Genomic DNA, 17,207 nt, shown 5'->3' with positions numbered 1-17,207 from the left:
GGACAGGGGTTCGCGGTCAAAGGTGATCCAGAGGATCTGGCGATGGCCCTGGCCGCCGCCAAGGCAGACTACGCCGCTTTCAGAGAACGGCAATCGGTCAGACGTGACCGTCGGGGCTAGTTGGAGCCGACGCTGGTCGGGGCGGAGGCCATCAGGGTCTGGCTGGGCTGGGCATCCCAGGACGGCGGACAGCCATCGAAGCGGCCGGCGTCGATCAGGGTCAGGCGGCGCTGATTGAAGCGCATCGCGGGCTGCATCGAACCGCGGCCGTGACCGGTGTAGAGGTCAATCTTCTGGCCCTTGATCGCGCCGCCGGTGTCGGAAGCGTACCAGTAGCCGTCGTGCAGCGTGCCGTCGGGCATGCGCATTCCCACCGTCTCGGGGATGAACAGGCGGGTGCGGCGCGGGATGTAGCGCGGGTCCACAGCCATGGTGCGCATGGGGATCGGCCGGCAGCCGAGGCTGTCGTTGCCCGTCGCTCCGCCGCCGCCCGCATGGTAGAGATTGACGCGGGCGGTCCAGTCCGCGTCCTCGGCCATCAGGGCCTGCTGCTCGGCGGTCAGACCCGTCACGCCGCTGTCGGAACCTTCATCGGCAGGGGCCGTTGATTCCTCGCCGAGGCCGGATGCAACCGCGGCTTCGTAGGATACGGGATCACCCTGTTCCGCCGCATGGGCGGGGAAGGCCATCGCCCAGACGAGGGCGACTGCAGCGGCTGCACCGAGCATATTTCGACTCACGTAAGCACCGGCCCCTGTCGCGTCCGGCGCGGCGCTTGTCGTCAACAAATGCGGCGAAAACCAGACATTCGGACCGCGGTGCGACCACCTGTCCGGTCGAGCGGTGGATAAGTGGGGCTTGTGATGGTTAAGCCGAATCTCGTTGGGCCAGCGCGCGCAATTCTGTAAGCTGTATTCGCAGATCAGAAACACTTTGCTGGGGCAAGATGCTTACTGTCTTTGGAGATGTTCGCTCCGGCAACTGTTTGAAGGTCAAGTGGTTGCTCGACCGCCTTGGCCATGATTATCGCTGGATCGAAACGGACGTCATGTCGGGTGTGACGCGATCCACAGAATTCCTCGCCATGAATTCCGCAGGGCAGGTCCCGGCCGTGGTGTTCGACGACGGCAGGGCGCTGGCGCAGTCGAATGCGATCATCGGGTTCTTCGGCGAGGGCACGGCCTTCGTCCCGGCGGATCCCTGGGATCGGGCCAAGATGTACGAGTGGCTGTTCTGGGAGCAGTACAGCCATGAGCCCTACATCGCGGTGGTGCGCTTTCAGCGGGCGCTTCTCGGCAGGCCGGCGGCCGAGATCGAGCCGCGGCTGATGGAGCGGGGGCGCGCGGCGCTGGACCGGATGGAGGCGGCGCTGGCGACGGCCGACTGGCTGGTCGGGGGCGGACCGACGCTCGCTGATCTGGCGCTGGTCGCCTATACCCGGTGGGCGCACGAGGGCGATTTCGACCTGACCCCCTGTCCGGCGATCCGTCGGTGGATCGGACGGGTGGAGACGGCGTTCGGGATCAGCTAGAGCATCGGCGTCGTTCGCCGGAGCCGTCCCATGAAGCGCATCCTCACCGCCGCCCTCGCCGCCGTCGCCGTCGGCGGCGTGGCCCTGCAGGCTTCGGCCTGGGGCAATACCGGCCACCGGCTGATCGGGGTCGCCGCGGTGCGCGGCCTGCCGGAGGAGCTGCCGGCCTTCCTGCGCACGCCGGGCGCGGCGGCCGAGGTCGGCGAACTGGCCCGCGAGCCGGACCGCACCAAGGGCGGCGGCCAGCCGCACGACCGCGAACGCGACACCGCCCACTTCATCGACATGGACGACCAGGCGCGGGTGATGAACGAGCGAGGCATGTCGATCGACGCCCTGCCGCGCCTGAAGTCGGAATACGACGCGGCTCTGGTCGCAGCGGGGCTGGACGTGGACGACGCCGGCTACCTGCCGTACGCGATCATGGACGGTTATCAGCAGCTGGTGCGCGACTTCGCGACGTGGCGGGTGCTGAACGCCGCCGAGGCGCGCGAGACCGATCCGGGCAAACGCGCCTGGTACCGCGAGGACCGGCTGCGGCGCGAGGCGCTGATCCTGCGCGACATGGGCTATCTGGGCCACTACGTCGGCGACGGCAGCCAGCCGCACCACACGACGATCCATTACAACGGCTGGAACCGGGACACCCCGAACCCCGAAGGCTTCACGACCTCGCGACAGACGCACGGCGCCTTCGAGGGCGCGTTCACCGCGCGGGTGGCGCGGCTGGACGCGGTCGAGGCGGCGATGGCGGCGCCGAAGCTGGAGGGCTTCGACCTGCGCGCGCGGGTGCCGGCCTATCTGAAGACGACGCTGGCCGAGGTGCTGCCCTTCTACCGGCTGGAGAAGGCCGGCGGATTCACGGAGAGCGACGCGCGGGGCGGGACGTTCGTGACCGCCCGGCTGGCCGCGGGCGCCTCGGAGCTGCGCGACCTGTTCATCCTAGCGTGGCGGGACTCGGCGGACGACAGTATCGGCTGGCCGGCGGTCAAGGTGGCCGAGGTCGAGGCCGGGACGGCCGATCCATGGCTGGCCATGTACGGCGACGACTGAGGCGGACTTGGCCGATCTGATCCCGCCCGTCGTCATCCTCGACAAGCCGCAGCTGGCCGACAACATCGGTGCAGTGGCCCGGGTGATGGCCAATTTCGGTCTGTCCGAGTTGCGGCTGGTCGCGCCGCGCGACGGCTGGCCGCAGGACCGCGCCTGGGCCACGGCCTCGGGCGCCGACTGGGTCCTGGACGGGGTGAAGGTGTTCGACAGCGTGGCCGAGGCCATCGCGGACCTGAACACCGTGTTCTCCACCACGGCCCGGCCGCGCGAGACGCGGATGCCGGTGCGGACGCCGCGAGAATCGGCGCGGCTGCTGTATGACGACCGGGCTTCGGGACTGACGGTGGGCCTGCTGTTCGGAGGCGAGCGGGCCGGGCTGGAGACCACCGACATCGCCCTGACGCAGGGCATAGTCACCATTCCGATCGACCCGAAGCACCATTCGCTGAATCTGGCGCAGGCGGTGGCGATCAACGCCTATGAGTGGCGCACCCTGATCCTCGACGCGCCGCCGCCGCGGTTCCGGGAGGGCGATCCGCCGGCGTCGAACGAACTGCTGATCGGCATGTACGAGCATCTGGAGAGGGAGCTCGACGAGGGCGGCTTCTTCCACCCGCCCGAGAAGAAGCGGTCGATGAGCCAGAACCTGCGGGTCATGCTGGGCCGGGCGCAGTTCACGGAGCAGGAGGTGGCGACCTTCAGAGGCGTCATCCACGCGCTGGCCAAGGGGCGGGGACGGGTGCTGGCCAAGCTGGCGGCGAAGAAGGCGGCGGGGGAGGGGTGAGTCCTCTCTCCGCCCGTCATCCTCGGGCTTGACCCGAGGATCAGAGGCGGGAGCCGGGATGTGCGGCTCAGACGGCCCCGCGCGTGCGACCACAGTTTCCTCCACCGAGCACCGGATGGTCTGATCCTCGGGTCAAGCCCGAGGATGACGGCTGAAGGGTGGGGTTCCGAGCGCCTCGCAGAACGCCGGCACAACCTCCGTCGCCGGTCCGTAGCGGCCTTCGTCGAACAGGTGGCGGCCGAGGGACGGCTCGAGATTGAGTTCAACCGTGCTGGCCCCGGCGCGACTGGCCTGCTGGACGAACCCCGCCGCCGGATAGACCGAACCCGACGTGCCGATCGAGACGAACAGGTCGCAGGCGGCGAGCGCGCGTTCGATCCGGTCCATCTGCAGCGGCCACTCGCCGAACCAGACGATGTGCGGGCGCAGGGTCCCGCGCGGATGGAAGGGCGAGGGCTCCTCGGGGGCGAGGTCGCCGGGCCAGTCGCAGACGCGGCCGGTGACGGTGCACCGCGCCTTCAGCAGTTCGCCGTGCATGTGGATCAGGTCGAAGCCGGGCGCGGGCGGGGTCGCGGCGTGGGCGCGGTCGTGCAGGTCGTCGACGTTCTGGGTGACCAGCAGCAGGTCGCCGACCCAGCGGGCGGCGAGGTCGGCGAGGGCGCGGTGGGCGGCGTTAGGGTGAACCTCGGCCAACTGGCGGCGTCGGAGGTTGTAGAAGTCCTGCACCAGGGCCGGGTCGCGGGCGAAGGCTTCGGGGGTGGCGACATCCTCCGCACGGCGCCCCATCCAGAGGCCGTCATTGGCGCGGAAGGTGGGCACGCCGGACTCGGCCGAGATGCCGGAGCCGGTGAGGATGACGAGGTTCATGCGTGACGTGTTTGCGCGCCGGACAGGCGCTCGTGAAGCCAGTCGATCATGGCGCGCACCTTGGGAGGGACGTGGCGGGGATGGGGGTGAACGGCCCAGACGCCTTCGTCCGGTGGCCGGGACTCGTCCAGAAGGGAGACGAGAGCGCCCGATGCGAGGGACTCGGCCACGTAGAAGTCGGGCAGCTGGCATAGGCCGAGACCCTGCAGCGCGGCGTCCAGCACCGCTGCGCCTGAGTTGCAGCGCCAGCGGCCGGTGGGGCGGTGAGTCACTTCCCGACCGCCCTCGGTGAACCGCCAGTGCTCGGACGAGCCGATCAGCGCGTCGTGGCCGGCGATCTCGGACAGGTCTCGCGGGGCGCCGCGCCGCGTCAGATAACCGGGGCTGGCGCAGAGGATCAGCCGTCGCGAGGTCAGCCGCCGCGCCATCAGGCGGGAGTCTGTCAGATGCCCGAACCGCACCGCCAGATCATAGCCGTCGCCGACCAGGTCGCGCAGCCGGTTATCGAGATCCAGCTCGATCCTCAGTTCCGGGTTCTGGCGCGCGAAGGCGTTTACAGCAGGCGCAACGAAGCGCTCGCCGTAGGAGACGGAGCAGGTCATGCGCAGCAGGCCGCGCGGGGCCTGGTCGTCGGGCTGGACGGCTGCCAGTGCCTCATCCCGCTCGTCGATCAGGCGGCGGCAACGGACCAGGAAATCCCGGCCCGCGTCGGTCAATTCGACGCGGCGGGTGGTGCGGTGGAGCAGGCGGGTCTGCAGCCGGTCCTCCAGCCGGGCGATTTCGCGGCTGACGGCGGAGGTCGACAGCCCAAGACGCCGGGCGGCGGCCGAGAAGCTGGCCTGTTCAGCGACGGCGGTGAACTCGTCTATCCCGTCCCAGCGGCTCATCGGGACGTTCGACCATGATTGTTGCTGCACGACAATAATGTTTTGCGCTCGTCGTCGTTTGGGCATGGCCGCAAGGGGCGTATCAAGGCTGCTGAAAAAAGACTCCTCGAGCAGCAAGCCGTCGCGCGTCGCGCGGCGAGCGGGGGGCACCGGAGGACCCTGATCATGAAAACCCGCGCCGCCGTCGCGTTCGAGGCCAAACGTCCGCTGGAGATCGTCGAGGTCGATCTGGAGGGGCCGCGCGCCGGGGAGGTGCTGGTCGAGATCAAGGCGACGGGCATCTGCCACACCGACGCCTATACGCTGGATGGGCTGGACTCGGAGGGCATCTTCCCGTCGATCCTCGGCCACGAGGGCGCGGGGGTGGTGGTCGACGTGGGGCCGGGCGTGACTTCGGTGGCGGTGGGGGATCACGTGATCCCGCTGTACACGCCGGAATGCCGCCAGTGTAAGTCATGCCTGAGCCGCAAGACCAACCTGTGCACCGCCATCCGGGCGACGCAGGGCAAGGGCGTGATGCCGGACGGGACCAGCCGCTTCAGCTACAAGGGGCAGGCGATCGCCCATTACATGGGCTGTTCGACGTTTTCGAACTACACGGTGCTGCCCGAGATCGCGGTGGCGAAGATCCGCAGGGACGCGCCGTTCGACAAGGCCTGCTACGTCGGCTGCGGGGTGACCACGGGCGTGGGCGCGGTGGTCAACACGGCGAAGGTGGAGCCGGGCGCCAACTGCGTGGTGTTCGGGCTCGGCGGGATCGGCCTGAACGTCATCCAGGGACTGAAGATGGTCGGGGCCGACATGATCGTCGGCGTCGACATCAATCCGACGAAGGAGGAATGGGGCCGCCGTTTCGGCATGACCCATTTCGTCAATCCGAAGGACGTGCCGGACGTGGTGGCGCATCTGGTCGAGCTGACCGGCGGCGGGGCCGACTACACCTTCGACTGCACCGGCAACACCGTGGTCATGCGCCAGGCGCTGGAGGCCTGCCACAGGGGCTGGGGTGAGAGCGTGATCATCGGCGTGGCCGAGGCGGGCAGGGAGATCGCCACCCGGCCGTTCCAGCTGGTCACCGGCCGGGTGTGGCGCGGCTCGGCCTTCGGCGGCGCGCGCGGGCGGACCGATACGCCGAAGGTGGTCGACTGGTATATGGACGGCAAGATCGAGATCGACCCGATGATCACCCACACCCTGCCGCTGGAGCGGATCAACGAGGCGTTCGGACTGATGCACGCGGGGGAGAGCATCCGCAGCGTGGTGGTCTACTGACGGAGGAGTCGGCCCATGGGCATGTGGTACTCGCGTCCTATGCTGCACGTGGCGGACGTGGAGGCGGCCGTCGCCTTCTATGTCGACCGGATGGGCTTTCGGGAGGCCTGGTCGTTCGCTGACGACGCCGGCAGGAAGTTCGTCTCGCAAGTCGATCGGGATGACGCCGAGATCATCCTGTGCAGCCAGTGGCCCGGGAAGGTCGGCAAGGGCATGCTGTTCATCGAACTGACGGCGCCCGACTGGCAGGCGCTGCCGGCGGCGCTGGAAAGCAAGGACGTGGCTTTCACCCGGGGCTGGTGGGGCTATCGCACGCTGATCGTCGCCGACCCGGACGGGAACGAACTCTACTTCCCGGATCCGGAGGACCCCGGCGGAGGATCAGACTGACCCACCCCTCTTGCGCCGTTCCGTCCGTTCGCTAAAGAAACGGACTGGAGAATTTCGGGGCAGGGAGGCCGCCAATGTTCACCCACATCACCGTCGGCGCGAATGACGTCGAGGCGTCGCGCCGGTTCTACGACGCCGCCTTGGGCGCGCTGGGCATCGAGCCGGCGAGCGGGCCGGATCCCAAGGGCCGCTACTGGTGGCGCACGGCGCGGGGCGCCTTCGCCGTCGGCAAGCCGATCGACGGCGAGGCGGCCTGCCACGCCAACGGCGGGACGATCGGTTTCGCGGCGAAGACGCCGGAGATGGTTCACGCCTTCCATGACCAGGGCGCGGCGGCGGGCGGGCGGTCGATCGAGGACCCGCCGGGCCTGCGCGAGGGCCCCTTCGGCAAGCTGTATCTGGCCTATCTGCGCGATCCGGACGGCAACAAGGTCTGCGCCCTGCACCGTCCCGGATAGCCGCTGCGCGGCTTCCGGGATGACGATGAGGGCGGTAGAGGTCCGGGTATGGAAACACTGAAGTCTCACGCCGTGCATGGCGGAACCCTGCGTTATCTGCGCCATGACAGCCGGACGACCGGGACACCGATGACGCTGTCGGTGTTCGTTCCGCCGGGGGAGGGGCCGTTTCCGGTGCTGATCTGGCTGTCGGGCCTGACCTGCACCGAGGACAATTTCACCACCAAGGCCGGCGCGTACGGCGCGGCCGCCGGGCATGGCGTGATCGTCGTCGCGCCCGACACCTCTCCGCGCGGCGAGGGCGTGGCGGACGATCCGGCCTATGATCTGGGGCAGGGGGCGGGCTTCTATGTCGATGCGATCCAAGGGCCGTGGACGCCGCATTTCCGCATGGAGAGCTATGTCGTCGACGAGCTGATCGGGCTGGTGGACGAGGCGTTCCCGACGACGAAGGCGCGGGCGATCTCGGGCCATTCGATGGGCGGGCACGGGGCGCTGACGCTGGCGCTGAGGCATCCGCATCTGTTCCGGTCGGTCTCGGCCTTCGCGCCGATCACCTCGCCGACGCGTTGCCCGTGGGGGGAGAAGGCGTTCACGGCCTATCTGGGCGAGGATCGTGAGGCGTGGGCGGAGCACGACGCGGCGCGGCTGATCGAGGCGGGCGTCGGGGCGGGCTGTTATGATGACATCCTGATCGACCAGGGCGACGCCGATCCGTTCCTGGCGGAGCAGCTGAAGCCGGAGTTGCTGACCGCGGCGGCGGAGGCGGCGGGGCAGACGGTGACGCTGCGGATGCAGCCGGGGTACGACCACTCCTACTTCTTCATGGCCAGCTTCATCTCCGACCACGTCGCCTTCCACGCCGCGCGGCTGAAGTCCTGATCCGCCCGTGGCACGGTCGCGGCGGGATATGGAGGGCGTCTCGTGCGGTTCGTTGCATTCGCGTTCAGCCTGATGGCCTGGACGCTGGCGTTCGACGCCGGGGGGCTGAACGGCGTGGACGTGCTGGTGATCGCCAATGCGGTGCTGGGGAGGCCGGATTGCTGTCGGCCCAGCTGATCCGCTATCCGGCGGAGAGCGGTCAGGCCGACCGCCGCTTCGGGATGAATGCGGAGCCGGGCAACGGCCGGTTCCGGCTCAACATAATGCATTGGCTGAGCGGCCTGCTGCCCTGAAGCCATGCTAAGAGTCGGCCATGACCGATCCTTCCAGCGCCGCCCACGACGAGATGTTCGCCGCCCTGTGCCGGGAGATCGGCTTCTGCCTGCACCCCAAGGGTGAGAAGCGGGTGCTGGCGGCGCTGCCGAACGGGCTCGACGCCGCGACGCGGGCGGTGTTCGAGGCGGAGGGGGTGGATTTCGTCTCCGCGTCCGGCGATCTGCGGCGGGCGGTGCGCGACTGTCTGAAGGCCAACATTCCTCACCCGCGGGGGGACGCGGACCGCCCGAAGGGGGGTGGAGGGGGCTAACCCCCTTCGCCAGCGGCTGGACAAGACCCCTCCACCGCCACGCGGACCCCCTCCTCCAGAGGGGGAGGAAGAGGAAGGGAATTCGGCCGCCGGGCTTGGGTTCGGTGAACGGGCGCCTAGATGAGGGCTCCCCCGAAACCCGTCGAAGGAGCCTCCCCATGGCCTTTACGCTTCCGCCTCTCCCGTATGCCTATGACGCGCTGGAGCCGGCCATCGACAGGGAGACGATGACCTTCCACCACGACAAGCACCACCAGACCTATGTCGACAACCTGAACAAGGCGATCGACGCCGATCCGTCGTTGCAGGGCAAGTCTCTGGAGGAGATCTTCGCCATCATCTCGAAGGCGCCCAAGGCGGTGCGCAACAACGGCGGCGGCCACTGGAACCACAGCCTGTTCTGGGAGCTGCTGGCCCCCCAAGACCAGACCGGCCAGCCATCGGCGGAACTGGCCGCCGCCATCGACCGTGACCTCGGCGGCATGGACATGTTCAAGGAGGCGTTCAACGCCGCGGGCGCCGGGCAGTTCGGCTCGGGCTGGGCCTGGCTGATCGTGCAGGACGGCAAGCTGAAGGTCACCTCGACGCCTAACCAGGACAATCCGCTGATGGACGTCGCGGATGAAAAAGGCGCCGTGGTGCTGGCCGCCGACGTCTGGGAGCACGCCTATTACCTGAAGTACCAGAACCGGCGGGCCGACTATCTGAAGGCCTTCTGGTCGGTGGTGAACTGGAACAAGGCCAACGAGTTGTTCGCCGCCGCCATGGCCTGACGCGGAAACGGGCCCGGTGCGGTGGCGCCGGGCGTCGCGGTTCCCAAGTAAGCGTAGCCACGAACCCTCGCCGGAGATCGAGATGACCTTCTTCGCCCGCCTCGCCGCCGCCAGCCTGATCCTCGCCGCCATGGGGGCGACGGCCTGTTCTCCGGAGCCGGAGGCGAAGAAGCGGGAAGCGGCGCCGACGCCCCCGGCGGCCCTCGCGCATTCCGACATTCACGCCTTCCGGATCGGCCAGATTCAGGCTGTTGCGCTGAAGGACGGGGAGCTGGCCTTTCCGGCCGCCGACCGGGAGATGAGCCCGTGGAGCGACAGCGCGGAGGTTGCGTCGCTGTTGACCGCGGCGGGACGGGGGGACGGGCAGATCCGGCTGTCCATCCAGCCCCTGCTGGTCCGGGACGGCGACCGGGTGGTGCTGATCGACAGCGGCGCCGGCGGACAGATGGGCACCGAGGGCAAGCTGCTCGCCTCCTTGCGCGCGGCAGGCGTGGAGCCGGAGCAGGTCACCGACGTGCTGATTTCGCATGCCCACGGCGACCATGTCGGCGGTCTGGCCGGCAAGGATGGCGTCCTGACCTTCCCCAACGCGGTGATCCGCATGAGCGCGGCGGAGTGGGACTACGCCAGGGCTGGGGCCGCCGAGGCGGGCGCGGGCCCGCTGCTGGCGGCTATCACGCCCAAGGTGGAGACGTTCGAACCCGGCGCGCAGGTGACGCCCTCGATCCGGGCGGTGGCGCTGGCGGGCCATACGCCGGGGCACAGCGGCTTTGAGATCGTGTCCGGCGAGGACCGCCTGCTCTATATCGGCGACGCCATGCACAGTTCGCTGGTTTCGGTGCAGCGGCCTGAGCTGGTCAACGCCTGGGACAGCGACAGCACGGCCGCGATCCGTACCCGGCAGGGCCTGCTGGAGCGGGGCGCCTCGGGAAGGCAACGCATCTACGGCGTCCACTTCCCCTTCCCGGGACTTGGCGAGTTCCGGCGTCGCGACGACGGCTTCGTCTGGACGCCCGAGTCTTGACGCAGGCCGATCGGACCGTCATAAGCCCCGCCTTCACGCCACCGGCTCGCCGCGTTGCGTGATCCACTACGGACGATGCGTGGACCGCCGTTGAGATCGTCCCTCCAGTTGGGGAGGGACCGGGCCGCATCATATTGAGAGTGACTTATGTCCAAGCGCCACAGCGCCAAGTACAAGCTCGACCGGGCCATGGGTGAAAACCTCTGGGGCCGTTCGAAATCCCCGGTCAACAAGCGTTCCTACGGCCCCGGCCAGCACGGTCAGCGCCGCAAGTCGAAAGTCTCGGACTTCGGCCTGCAGCTGAAGGCCAAGCAGAAGCTGAAGGGCTACTACGCCAACATCACCGAGAAGCAGTTCGCCGCGACCTATGCGGAAGCCGCGCGCCGCAAGGGCAACAGCTCGGAGAACCTGATCGGCCTGCTGGAGTCGCGTCTGGACGCCATCGTCTACCGCGCCAAATTCGTGCCGACCCCCTGGGCCGCGCGCCAGTTCGTCAACCACGGCCACGTGACCGTCGACGGCAAGAAGGTCGACATCGCCTCGTATCGGGTCAAGCCGGGCCAGGTCATCGAGGTCAAGGAAAAGTCCCGCTCGATGGCGCTGGTGCTCGAAGCCCAGCAGTCGTCGGAGCGCGACGTGCCCGACTACCTCGAGCTGGGCGATCGCGGCTTCTCGGTCCGCTACGTCCGCGTGCCGGAACTGGCCGACGTGCCGTTCCCGGTGAAGATGGAGCCGAACCTGGTCGTCGAATACTACTCGTCGTAATCGCTTCGCGATCACGACCTTTTTTGGCGCTATGCTCGTGACGCGGTCGCTCGCGGATTGAGCGCAGAGTCGGAAACGCGCTCAGACAGCGAGCCGCCGCGCGGCGAGCGATAGCGCAAGATCAAGGGCCCCGGAGCGATCCGGGGCCCTTTCCATTTGCGGCGGCCATGGGTTCCCCTTGCCGGCGAACAGGCGCACATTGTGCGCGTTCAGGAACTCGGCGTGGGAGGCCGGAAATGAGACGGACCGTCACGCTGGCCGGCGCGCTGGCCCTGGCCATGGCGCTTTCCGCCTGCGCCCTCGTCGATCGCTGGACCGGCCGGGACGATGCGCCCGCCCTCGTCGAAGGCCCGGGGCAGATCGAAGCGGTGCATGCCGCCGCCATCGTCCAGGACCAGGCGGTGTTCTGGGTCAGCTCGAACGGCTGCACGGAGAAGGCCGACCTGATCCCGATCGTGCGTCAGGAGGGCGGCGCCTCGGTGATCACCCTGCGCCGCCTCAAACAGGATCGCTGCCTCGAGCCCGTTGCCCAGGGTGTCGAGATGCGCTGGACCTTCCAGGAGATGGGACTGGCGCCGGGCGCGCGGGTGTCCGTCGAGAATCCCTACCAGCTGCCGCAAGGCTGATTGTTCAGCGGATTTCGAACGCCGGCAGCATGTCGGCGGGGATGCGATGGGGCCGCATGGTCGCCGCGTCGACGAGCACCCATTCGGAAACGCCTTGGGCGCAGAGGCGGCCCTCGGCGTCCTCGATACGGACATAGCGGTTGAAGCGCGGCCCCTGCGGATCGCCTACCCAGGTGCGAGCCTTCACCCCGGCGGCGTCGGGAAACAGCGGGCGGAAATAGTCGATCTCGTGCCGGACGGCGACCCACGACCAGCGGGCGCGGGTTTCGGCGTCGAAGCGGGCGTTCCAGTGCGCCGTGCCCGCGTCCTGCAGCCAGCCGACATAGACGACATTGTTGACGTGGCCGTTGTCGTCGATGTGCTCGGGTCGAACCTTCAGCGGAACGACGAAGATCTCGCGGTCGGCCCGGGGTTCGAGCTGGGCCTTCGCCATCAGGCGTCGGCGTCGCCGAGAGCCACGCCCTTGTCGGCCAGCAGGGTCTGGAGCTCGCCGGCGTTGAACATCTCGCGCACGATGTCGGAGCCGCCGACGAACTCGCCCTTGATGTAGAGCTGCGGGATTGTCGGCCAGTCGCTAAAGGTCTTGATACCCTCGCGCAGGGCCTCGTCCTGCAGCACATCGACGCCGACGAAGGGCGCCCCGACGTGGTCGAGGATCTGAACTGCGAGCGAGGAGAAGCCGCAGCGCGGGGCGTCCGGCGTGCCCTTCATGAACAGGACGACGTCGTGGCCCTTCACCGTATCGGCGATGAAGGCGTGGACGGGATTGGCGACGGCTTGATCGGTCACTGCAACGGGCCTTTCGGTGAAGGCCGTCAGCTAGGCGCCCAAAGGGGCGGGGTCAAGGCGCCGGAAGGTCTCAGGCGGAGGTGTCAGGCGGCCTTGGCGCCGGCGACCCGCGCCATCTCGATCTGGGCGGCGAGACCCGGCGGCATGTCGCGGTCGGGCACCAGCGACAGCATGTTGAGCCGTTCCGCGTCGCTGGCGCGGATCAGCACGCTGGACACCGAGGGATCAGTCAGGGCGTAGGCCAGACAGATGGCCTCGGCCGGCCAGTTCGGCGTGCGGTGCAGGAAGGCGAAGGTTCCGGCGTGGGCGAGAGGGCCCTCTTTCGACTTCGGGCCGCCGAAGCTGAACAGGCCCTTCCTGGGCTTGTGGACGGCCGCAGCCTTTTTGGCGGTGTCGAGGCTCTCCGGGAAATAATCGTAGACGAAGATGGCCATGTCGGCCTCGCGCGCCGCTCGCAGGCGGGCCCGAATCTGCCATGTGGAATTGACGTGGAACGGCGTGGCCAGCAGATCGAAGGCGCCGGTCGAGACATAGGTATCCATCACCTCGCCGTCCCCAGAGATGCCCAGCAGGCGGACGCGCTCGGTGGCCCGCAGCGCCTTCAGGGCCGCGAGGGTCGACTGCGGCAGTTCGTGATCGGCCGGCTCGTCGAGGATGGCGAGGTCGAACCAGCCCAGGCCGGAGATGTTCAGGGCCCGGTCGATGGCCGAGGTGATGCCTTCGGCCGAGAAGTCGCGGTCCGACCCGCGGCGGCCGTCACCGGCGCCGAGCATCAAGGAAACCTGGACCAGCTTGCGGTCGACGTGCTTCAGGGCCTGGCCGAGGATTTCAGCCAGCACCGGATCGGCCGTCTCGAGGCGGTAGCTGTTGATGCCGGCTTCCAGCGCCGAATAGATCAGCTCGCGTCCCGCTTCGGGGCCTTGGGTGATATCGCGGGGGCCGAGGCTCAGCGTGAGTGCCGAGACCGCCCGACCCGCCTGTCCGAAGGGACGATAGCGCATGGTTCAGTCTCCTGCCGGGGAGGCGCTGGCCGGAGCCGAGGTCTCGAGCGCCAGCGCGTGAAGTTCGCCGCCCATCTTGCCCTTCAGCGCCGCATAGACGAGCTGGTGCTGGCGCACGCGGGGCAGGCCCGCGAACGCCGTCGAGACTATGCGGGCACGATAGTGGTCGCCGTCGCCAGCCAGATCGTCGATGACGATCTCGGCGTCGGGAAAGGCTTCGGTCAGATGGCCGCGAAGCTCTTCGACGGGCATGGGCATGGGACGGGCGGTTCTCTCTCGAATCTCACCGGCCAGAATGGCCCGTAAACCTTAATGGCTGGCTACGCTGTCGGCTCGCCCGTCAGGCCGCCATGCGTTCGAGCAGGATGACCGGCGCGCCCTTGTAGTCCGTGCGGGCGTATTCGCGATAGCCGGCGCGGGCCGCCAGAGCGAGGGATGGGGCGTTGGTGGGGTCGATCATGCAGACGGTCCGGGACGCGTTCAGCGCATCGTCGCACCAGCTCAAGGCAGCCGACAGGGCCTCAAAGGCCAGGCCCTTGCCGTGGAATGCGGAGCGCAGGCCCCAGCCCAGTTCCGGGGCGTCCAAGGCGGGCTCCAGGACGCGGTGGTAGTCCAGCACCCCGACGCTGCCGACGTGCTCGCCGGTGTCTTTCAGCCTCAGGGTCCAGTTTCCGTGGCCGAGCGCTTCCCAGTGGCCCAGATCGCGCAGCAGCCGGAACCACACGTCCTCGCGGTTCAGGGGCTCGGGGAAGATGTGCCGGATGACGTCGGGGTCTCCCCACATGGCCTGAAGGTCGTCGTAGTCGGACAGGGCCACCGGGGTGAGGGTCAGGCGTTCGGTGATCAGGGTAGTGGTCATGGCGTCTCGAACAAGGCTCCGGCGCGCTCGATCCGGGTCTGGCCGCTCGCGTCGGTGACGGCGTAGGTGAAGCCGGGCTGGAGTGCAAAACCTCCGGCGCGGCCCTGTTTGTCGAGAGCCAGCAGCGCGACTTGCGATCCCGCGACTTTCGTCCCGCGCAGGCGAGCGAGGCGTTCGATGACCCGGCGGCAGGCCGCGGCGGGATCGAGTCCGGCGCGCATGGCCTCGACCACGGCATGCGAGCCGGCGACGCGGACCACGTCCTCGCCGACGCCGGTGGCGGTCGCCCCGCCGACCTCGTCGTCGACATAGAGGCCGGCGCCGATGATCGGGCTGTCGCCGACCCGGCCGCGCATCTTGAAGGCCAGGCCGGAGGTGGTGCAGGCCCCGGCCATGCGGTGGGCGGCGTCGATGGCCAGCAGACCGATGGTGTCATGGTTGCCCGGGCCGCCCGGCACGGCGCGCCAGTCGGTGTTCTCGCTGTTGGGTCGCGGCGCGTAGTCGGCGGTCCCAAGCCAGTCCCGCCAGGCCGCCTCGGCGCGGGGCGTCAGCAGATTGCGGGTCTCGAAGCCCTGCTCGACGGCGAAGGTCCGCGCGCCCGGACCGACCAGCATGGTGTGCGGGGTGCGCTCCATCACCAGGCGGGCCACGGAGACCGCGTGGACCACATCCTCAAGCGCGCAGACGGCGCCGATATCGCCGGCCCAGGTCATGACGCAGGCGTCCAGCGTCACCCGCCCGTCGCGGTCGGGCAGGCCTCCGAGACCGACCGAGGAGTTGCTCTCGTCCGCCTCGGCGACGCGGCCGCCCGCCTCGACCATGTCCAGCGCCGAGCCGCCGCCCTGAAGCGCCGCCAGACCTGCGGCGTTGGCCGCGGCGCCGAAGTCCCAGGTCGAGACCATGAGGGCGGGGGCGGCGGTTTGGGCAGCGGCCGCGCCGGCAACGATGGAGACCGGAGCGGCGCCCAGAACGGCTCTGCGCGAGGGGCTGCTCACATCAGCCCCAGCTGCTTGAAGCTGGCCACGCCGTCGCGGCCGACGATCAGATGGTCGTGCACCGATAGTTCGAGGGCGCGGGCGGCCTCGATGACCTGGCGGGTCATTTCAATGTCGGGGCGGGACGGGGTCGGATCCCCCGAGGGATGGTTGTGGACGATGATCATCGACTTGGCCGACAGCTCCAGCGCCCGGCGCACCACCTCGCGTGGATAGACCGGGGCATGGTCGACGGTGCCTCGATTCTGGATTTCGTCGAGGATCAGCTGGTTGCGGTTGTCGAGATAGAGCACCCGGAGCTGCTCGCGCGGCTCGTGCTGGAGCGACAGGCGGACGTAGGCCAGCAGGGCCGTCCACGAGGAGATGACCGTGCGCTTGCTCGCCTCCTCCAGGCTCACGCGGCGGGAAACCTCGTGCAGGGCGGCGAGGTCCAGGGCGGTCTCGGCCCCGATCCCCTTGGTGCGACCCCGCGCGTCCTCGGTCCTGACCGTCATCAGATCCTCGACCGGGGCGGCGAGCACCGCCGCCAGCGAGCCGAAGCGGGCCAGCAAGGCCTTGGCGATCGGTTTGACGTCGCCCTGCGGCTGGCTGCGGAACAGGAAGAGTTCGAGCAGTTCGTAATCCGGGAGGTGATGGAGGCCGGCGCCTCGGGCGCGGTCGCGCAACCGCTCGCGATGCCCGGTCAGACCGGCAGTCCTGAGGGGTCGGATTTCGGCGGACGGCGCGGGGCGAGGCGGCGCCAGCGTCGGGAAGGGCAACACGGCGGACATGGCGGCCTCCAGCTCAGCCGTCGGACCATGTCAGAACGTAAGGGGAACGTCTACCCGCGCGGGAGATCAGAATTTTGGACGGAACAGCCCCGCGGGGCTGGCGGTAAAGAGTTCGCAGCCATCCTCGGTGACGCCGATCGAGTGCTCGCACTGGGCCGACAGCGACTTGTCGCGGGTCACGGCGGTCCAGCCGTCGGACAGCACCTTCACGTGCGGCTTGCCCAGATTCACCATCGGCTCGACCGTGAAGAACATTCCGGCCTTCAGCGTCGCGCCCTCGCCGCGGCGGCCGTAGTGGAGGACGTTGGGGCTGTCGTGGAACAGCCGGCCGATGCCGTGGCCGCAGAAGTCGCGCACGACCGACATGCGGTTGGCCTCGACCACCTGCTGGATGGCGTAGCCGATGTCGCCGAAGGTGGCGCCGGGCTTGATGACCGCCAGGCCGGCCTCGAGCGAGTCATAGGTGACGTCGATCAGCTTGCGGGCGCGGGCGTTGATGTTTCCGACCGGATACATGCGACTGGAGTCGCCGTGCCAGCCGTCGACGATGACGGTGTGGTCGATGTTGACGATGTCGCCGTCCTTGAGAACCTTGTCGCCCGGGATGCCGTGGCAGACGACGTGGTTGATCGAGGTGCAGATCGTCTTCTCATAGCCTTTGTAGCCGAGGCAGGCGGGCAGGGCGCCGTGGTCGAGGGTGAACTCGCGGATGCGGTCGTCGAGTTCGCCCGTGGTCACGCCGGGAACCACAAAGGGGGTGATCATGTCGAGCGCCTCGGCGACCAGACGGCCAGCCTTGCGCATGCCCTCGAAAGCCTCGGCGTCGTGGACGCGGATCTCGTGGGTGCGGACGAAGGCGTCGGTGTCCAGTTCGGGGGTCTCGTACATCGGGGGC

At 68.7% G+C, this 17,207-nt stretch carries 25 protein-coding genes; 14 read left to right on the top strand and 11 right to left on the bottom strand.

Going from position 1 to position 17,207, the window contains the following annotated elements; all coding sequences use genetic code 11:
• Nucleotides 1–116 precede the first annotated feature (116 nt).
• Entirely contained in the window at nucleotides 117–728 is a 612-nt protein-coding gene (locus VEC04_RS11540; protein ID WP_324776966.1) for a 3D domain-containing protein, read from the bottom strand.
• A gap of 218 nt (nucleotides 729–946) precedes the next feature.
• Between VEC04_RS11540 and VEC04_RS11535 the strand changes: the two genes are divergently transcribed.
• Genes VEC04_RS11535 through VEC04_RS11525 form a run of 3 tightly spaced genes read left to right on the top strand, consistent with a single transcriptional unit; the run spans nucleotide 947 to nucleotide 3,368 of the window.
• Nucleotides 947–1,531 (top strand): glutathione S-transferase family protein, encoded by a 585-nt coding sequence (locus tag VEC04_RS11535; protein ID WP_324776964.1) that lies wholly within the window; start codon nucleotides 947–949, stop codon nucleotides 1,529–1,531.
• Between the two features lie 30 nt (nucleotides 1,532–1,561).
• Nucleotides 1,562–2,584 carry a S1/P1 Nuclease gene (locus VEC04_RS11530; RefSeq protein ID WP_324776963.1) on the top strand — a complete coding sequence of 341 codons (1,023 nt, stop codon included), beginning with the start codon at nucleotides 1,562–1,564 and terminating at the stop codon, nucleotides 2,582–2,584.
• Between the two features lie 7 nt (nucleotides 2,585–2,591).
• Entirely contained in the window at nucleotides 2,592–3,368 is a 777-nt protein-coding gene (locus tag VEC04_RS11525) for an RNA methyltransferase (protein ID WP_324776961.1), read from the top strand.
• A 132-nt stretch (nucleotides 3,369–3,500) separates the two neighbouring features.
• Here VEC04_RS11525 and VEC04_RS11520 read toward each other — a convergent pair whose 3' ends face one another.
• On the bottom strand, nucleotides 3,501–4,235 hold the full coding sequence (locus tag VEC04_RS11520) for an NAD-dependent deacylase (protein WP_324776959.1): 735 nt from the start codon (nucleotides 4,233–4,235) through the stop codon (nucleotides 3,501–3,503).
• A complete protein-coding gene (locus VEC04_RS11515; protein ID WP_324776957.1) occupies nucleotides 4,232–5,122 on the bottom strand; it encodes a LysR family transcriptional regulator in 891 nt (296 codons plus the stop codon). The genes VEC04_RS11520 and VEC04_RS11515 overlap by 4 nt, the downstream gene beginning before the upstream one ends.
• A gap of 165 nt (nucleotides 5,123–5,287) precedes the next feature.
• Here VEC04_RS11515 and VEC04_RS11510 point away from each other — a divergent pair, with 165 nt between their 5' ends.
• From VEC04_RS11510 to VEC04_RS11460, 11 genes are all read left to right on the top strand, one after another.
• Nucleotides 5,288–6,394: an S-(hydroxymethyl)glutathione dehydrogenase/class III alcohol dehydrogenase gene (locus tag VEC04_RS11510; protein WP_324776955.1), complete on the top strand. Its 1,107-nt coding sequence runs from the start codon at nucleotides 5,288–5,290 to the stop codon at nucleotides 6,392–6,394.
• Nucleotides 6,395–6,409: 15 nt separating this feature from the next.
• Entirely contained in the window at nucleotides 6,410–6,784 is a 375-nt protein-coding gene (locus VEC04_RS11505) for a VOC family protein (protein ID WP_324776953.1), read from the top strand.
• A gap of 74 nt (nucleotides 6,785–6,858) precedes the next feature.
• Entirely contained in the window at nucleotides 6,859–7,242 is a 384-nt protein-coding gene (locus VEC04_RS11500) for a VOC family protein (protein ID WP_324776951.1), read from the top strand.
• Nucleotides 7,243–7,290: 48 nt separating this feature from the next.
• A complete protein-coding gene (gene fghA, locus VEC04_RS11495; RefSeq protein WP_324776949.1) occupies nucleotides 7,291–8,124 on the top strand; it encodes an S-formylglutathione hydrolase in 834 nt (277 codons plus the stop codon).
• Between the two features lie 42 nt (nucleotides 8,125–8,166).
• The gene (locus VEC04_RS11490) at nucleotides 8,167–8,301 is read left to right on the top strand and encodes a hypothetical protein (protein ID WP_324776947.1); all 135 of its coding nucleotides are present in this window, start codon (nucleotides 8,167–8,169) and stop codon (nucleotides 8,299–8,301) included.
• The gene (locus VEC04_RS11485; protein ID WP_324776945.1) at nucleotides 8,283–8,417 is read left to right on the top strand and encodes a hypothetical protein; all 135 of its coding nucleotides are present in this window, start codon (nucleotides 8,283–8,285) and stop codon (nucleotides 8,415–8,417) included. Before VEC04_RS11490 ends, VEC04_RS11485 begins: the two co-directional genes overlap by 19 nt.
• A gap of 20 nt (nucleotides 8,418–8,437) precedes the next feature.
• Nucleotides 8,438–8,710 carry a hypothetical protein gene (locus VEC04_RS11480; RefSeq protein ID WP_324776944.1) on the top strand — a complete coding sequence of 91 codons (273 nt, stop codon included), beginning with the start codon at nucleotides 8,438–8,440 and terminating at the stop codon, nucleotides 8,708–8,710.
• A gap of 158 nt (nucleotides 8,711–8,868) precedes the next feature.
• Nucleotides 8,869–9,483 carry a superoxide dismutase gene (locus VEC04_RS11475; RefSeq protein ID WP_324776942.1) on the top strand — a complete coding sequence of 205 codons (615 nt, stop codon included), beginning with the start codon at nucleotides 8,869–8,871 and terminating at the stop codon, nucleotides 9,481–9,483.
• A gap of 82 nt (nucleotides 9,484–9,565) precedes the next feature.
• Complete coding sequence (locus VEC04_RS11470; RefSeq protein ID WP_324776940.1) at nucleotides 9,566–10,507, top strand: MBL fold metallo-hydrolase; 942 nt, start codon at nucleotides 9,566–9,568, stop codon at nucleotides 10,505–10,507.
• Between the two features lie 147 nt (nucleotides 10,508–10,654).
• Complete coding sequence (gene rpsD / locus VEC04_RS11465) at nucleotides 10,655–11,272, top strand: 30S ribosomal protein S4 (protein ID WP_324776938.1); 618 nt, start codon at nucleotides 10,655–10,657, stop codon at nucleotides 11,270–11,272.
• A 236-nt stretch (nucleotides 11,273–11,508) separates the two neighbouring features.
• Nucleotides 11,509–11,898, top strand: coding sequence for a hypothetical protein (locus VEC04_RS11460; RefSeq protein ID WP_324776936.1), 390 nt, complete (start codon nucleotides 11,509–11,511; stop codon nucleotides 11,896–11,898).
• 4 nt (nucleotides 11,899–11,902) lie between these two features.
• Here the strand turns inward: VEC04_RS11460 and VEC04_RS11455 are convergent, their stop codons facing one another.
• From VEC04_RS11455 to map, 8 genes are all read right to left on the bottom strand, one after another.
• Nucleotides 11,903–12,331 carry an acyl-CoA thioesterase gene (locus VEC04_RS11455; protein ID WP_324776934.1) on the bottom strand — a complete coding sequence of 143 codons (429 nt, stop codon included), beginning with the start codon at nucleotides 12,329–12,331 and terminating at the stop codon, nucleotides 11,903–11,905.
• Entirely contained in the window at nucleotides 12,331–12,687 is a 357-nt protein-coding gene (gene grxD / locus VEC04_RS11450) for a Grx4 family monothiol glutaredoxin (protein WP_324776932.1), read from the bottom strand. Before grxD ends, VEC04_RS11455 begins: the two co-directional genes overlap by 1 nt.
• 83 nt (nucleotides 12,688–12,770) lie before the next feature.
• Nucleotides 12,771–13,688 (bottom strand): aldo/keto reductase, encoded by a 918-nt coding sequence (locus tag VEC04_RS11445; protein ID WP_324776930.1) that lies wholly within the window; start codon nucleotides 13,686–13,688, stop codon nucleotides 12,771–12,773.
• 3 nt (nucleotides 13,689–13,691) lie between these two features.
• Nucleotides 13,692–13,946, bottom strand: a complete 255-nt coding sequence (locus tag VEC04_RS11440) for a BolA family transcriptional regulator (RefSeq protein ID WP_324776928.1) — start codon at nucleotides 13,944–13,946, stop codon at nucleotides 13,692–13,694.
• 82 nt (nucleotides 13,947–14,028) lie between these two features.
• Entirely contained in the window at nucleotides 14,029–14,547 is a 519-nt protein-coding gene (locus VEC04_RS11435; RefSeq protein WP_324776926.1) for a GNAT family N-acetyltransferase, read from the bottom strand.
• Nucleotides 14,544–15,449: a N(4)-(beta-N-acetylglucosaminyl)-L-asparaginase gene (locus VEC04_RS11430; RefSeq protein WP_324776924.1), complete on the bottom strand. Its 906-nt coding sequence runs from the start codon at nucleotides 15,447–15,449 to the stop codon at nucleotides 14,544–14,546. Before VEC04_RS11430 ends, VEC04_RS11435 begins: the two co-directional genes overlap by 4 nt.
• An 89-nt stretch (nucleotides 15,450–15,538) precedes the next feature.
• The gene (gene radC, locus VEC04_RS11425; protein ID WP_324776922.1) at nucleotides 15,539–16,312 is read right to left on the bottom strand and encodes a RadC family protein; all 774 of its coding nucleotides are present in this window, start codon (nucleotides 16,310–16,312) and stop codon (nucleotides 15,539–15,541) included.
• 66 nt (nucleotides 16,313–16,378) lie between these two features.
• Nucleotides 16,379–17,200 carry a type I methionyl aminopeptidase gene (gene map / locus VEC04_RS11420; protein ID WP_324776920.1) on the bottom strand — a complete coding sequence of 274 codons (822 nt, stop codon included), beginning with the start codon at nucleotides 17,198–17,200 and terminating at the stop codon, nucleotides 16,379–16,381.
• Nucleotides 17,201–17,207 lie beyond the last annotated feature (7 nt).

The organism is Brevundimonas sp. (assembly GCF_035626535.1).
In the GTDB taxonomy this organism is placed as follows: domain Bacteria; phylum Pseudomonadota; class Alphaproteobacteria; order Caulobacterales; family Caulobacteraceae; genus Brevundimonas.
This window is presented reverse-complemented; position numbering and strand designations above follow the sequence as displayed.

Bases quoted from the DNA above. Each gene is read 5' to 3' on its own strand.
- VEC04_RS11535 (WP_324776964.1), top strand. From the start codon at position 947: ATGCTTACTGTCTTTGGAGATGTTCGCTCCGGCAACTGTTTGAAGGTC.
- fghA (WP_324776949.1), top strand. From the start codon at position 7,291: ATGGAAACACTGAAGTCTCACGCCGTGCATGGCGGAACCCTGCGTTAT.
- VEC04_RS11470 (WP_324776940.1), top strand. From the start codon at position 9,566: ATGACCTTCTTCGCCCGCCTCGCCGCCGCCAGCCTGATCCTCGCCGCC.
- VEC04_RS11460 (WP_324776936.1), top strand. From the start codon at position 11,509: ATGAGACGGACCGTCACGCTGGCCGGCGCGCTGGCCCTGGCCATGGCG.
- VEC04_RS11515 (WP_324776957.1), bottom strand. From the start codon at position 5,122: ATGAGCCGCTGGGACGGGATAGACGAGTTCACCGCCGTCGCTGAACAG.
- VEC04_RS11540 (WP_324776966.1), bottom strand. From the start codon at position 728: ATGCTCGGTGCAGCCGCTGCAGTCGCCCTCGTCTGGGCGATGGCCTTC.
- radC (WP_324776922.1), bottom strand. From the start codon at position 16,312: ATGTCCGCCGTGTTGCCCTTCCCGACGCTGGCGCCGCCTCGCCCCGCG.
- rpsD (WP_324776938.1), top strand. From the start codon at position 10,655: ATGTCCAAGCGCCACAGCGCCAAGTACAAGCTCGACCGGGCCATGGGT.
- VEC04_RS11440 (WP_324776928.1), bottom strand. From the start codon at position 13,946: ATGCCCATGCCCGTCGAAGAGCTTCGCGGCCATCTGACCGAAGCCTTT.
- VEC04_RS11530 (WP_324776963.1), top strand. From the start codon at position 1,562: ATGAAGCGCATCCTCACCGCCGCCCTCGCCGCCGTCGCCGTCGGCGGC.
- VEC04_RS11520 (WP_324776959.1), bottom strand. From the start codon at position 4,235: ATGAACCTCGTCATCCTCACCGGCTCCGGCATCTCGGCCGAGTCCGGC.
- VEC04_RS11500 (WP_324776951.1), top strand. From the start codon at position 6,859: ATGTTCACCCACATCACCGTCGGCGCGAATGACGTCGAGGCGTCGCGC.
- VEC04_RS11435 (WP_324776926.1), bottom strand. From the start codon at position 14,547: ATGACCACTACCCTGATCACCGAACGCCTGACCCTCACCCCGGTGGCC.
- map (WP_324776920.1), bottom strand. From the start codon at position 17,200: ATGTACGAGACCCCCGAACTGGACACCGACGCCTTCGTCCGCACCCAC.
- VEC04_RS11455 (WP_324776934.1), bottom strand. From the start codon at position 12,331: ATGGCGAAGGCCCAGCTCGAACCCCGGGCCGACCGCGAGATCTTCGTC.
- VEC04_RS11445 (WP_324776930.1), bottom strand. From the start codon at position 13,688: ATGCGCTATCGTCCCTTCGGACAGGCGGGTCGGGCGGTCTCGGCACTC.
- VEC04_RS11510 (WP_324776955.1), top strand. From the start codon at position 5,288: ATGAAAACCCGCGCCGCCGTCGCGTTCGAGGCCAAACGTCCGCTGGAG.
- VEC04_RS11505 (WP_324776953.1), top strand. From the start codon at position 6,410: ATGGGCATGTGGTACTCGCGTCCTATGCTGCACGTGGCGGACGTGGAG.
- VEC04_RS11475 (WP_324776942.1), top strand. From the start codon at position 8,869: ATGGCCTTTACGCTTCCGCCTCTCCCGTATGCCTATGACGCGCTGGAG.
- VEC04_RS11430 (WP_324776924.1), bottom strand. From the start codon at position 15,449: ATGGTCTCGACCTGGGACTTCGGCGCCGCGGCCAACGCCGCAGGTCTG.
- VEC04_RS11480 (WP_324776944.1), top strand. From the start codon at position 8,438: ATGACCGATCCTTCCAGCGCCGCCCACGACGAGATGTTCGCCGCCCTG.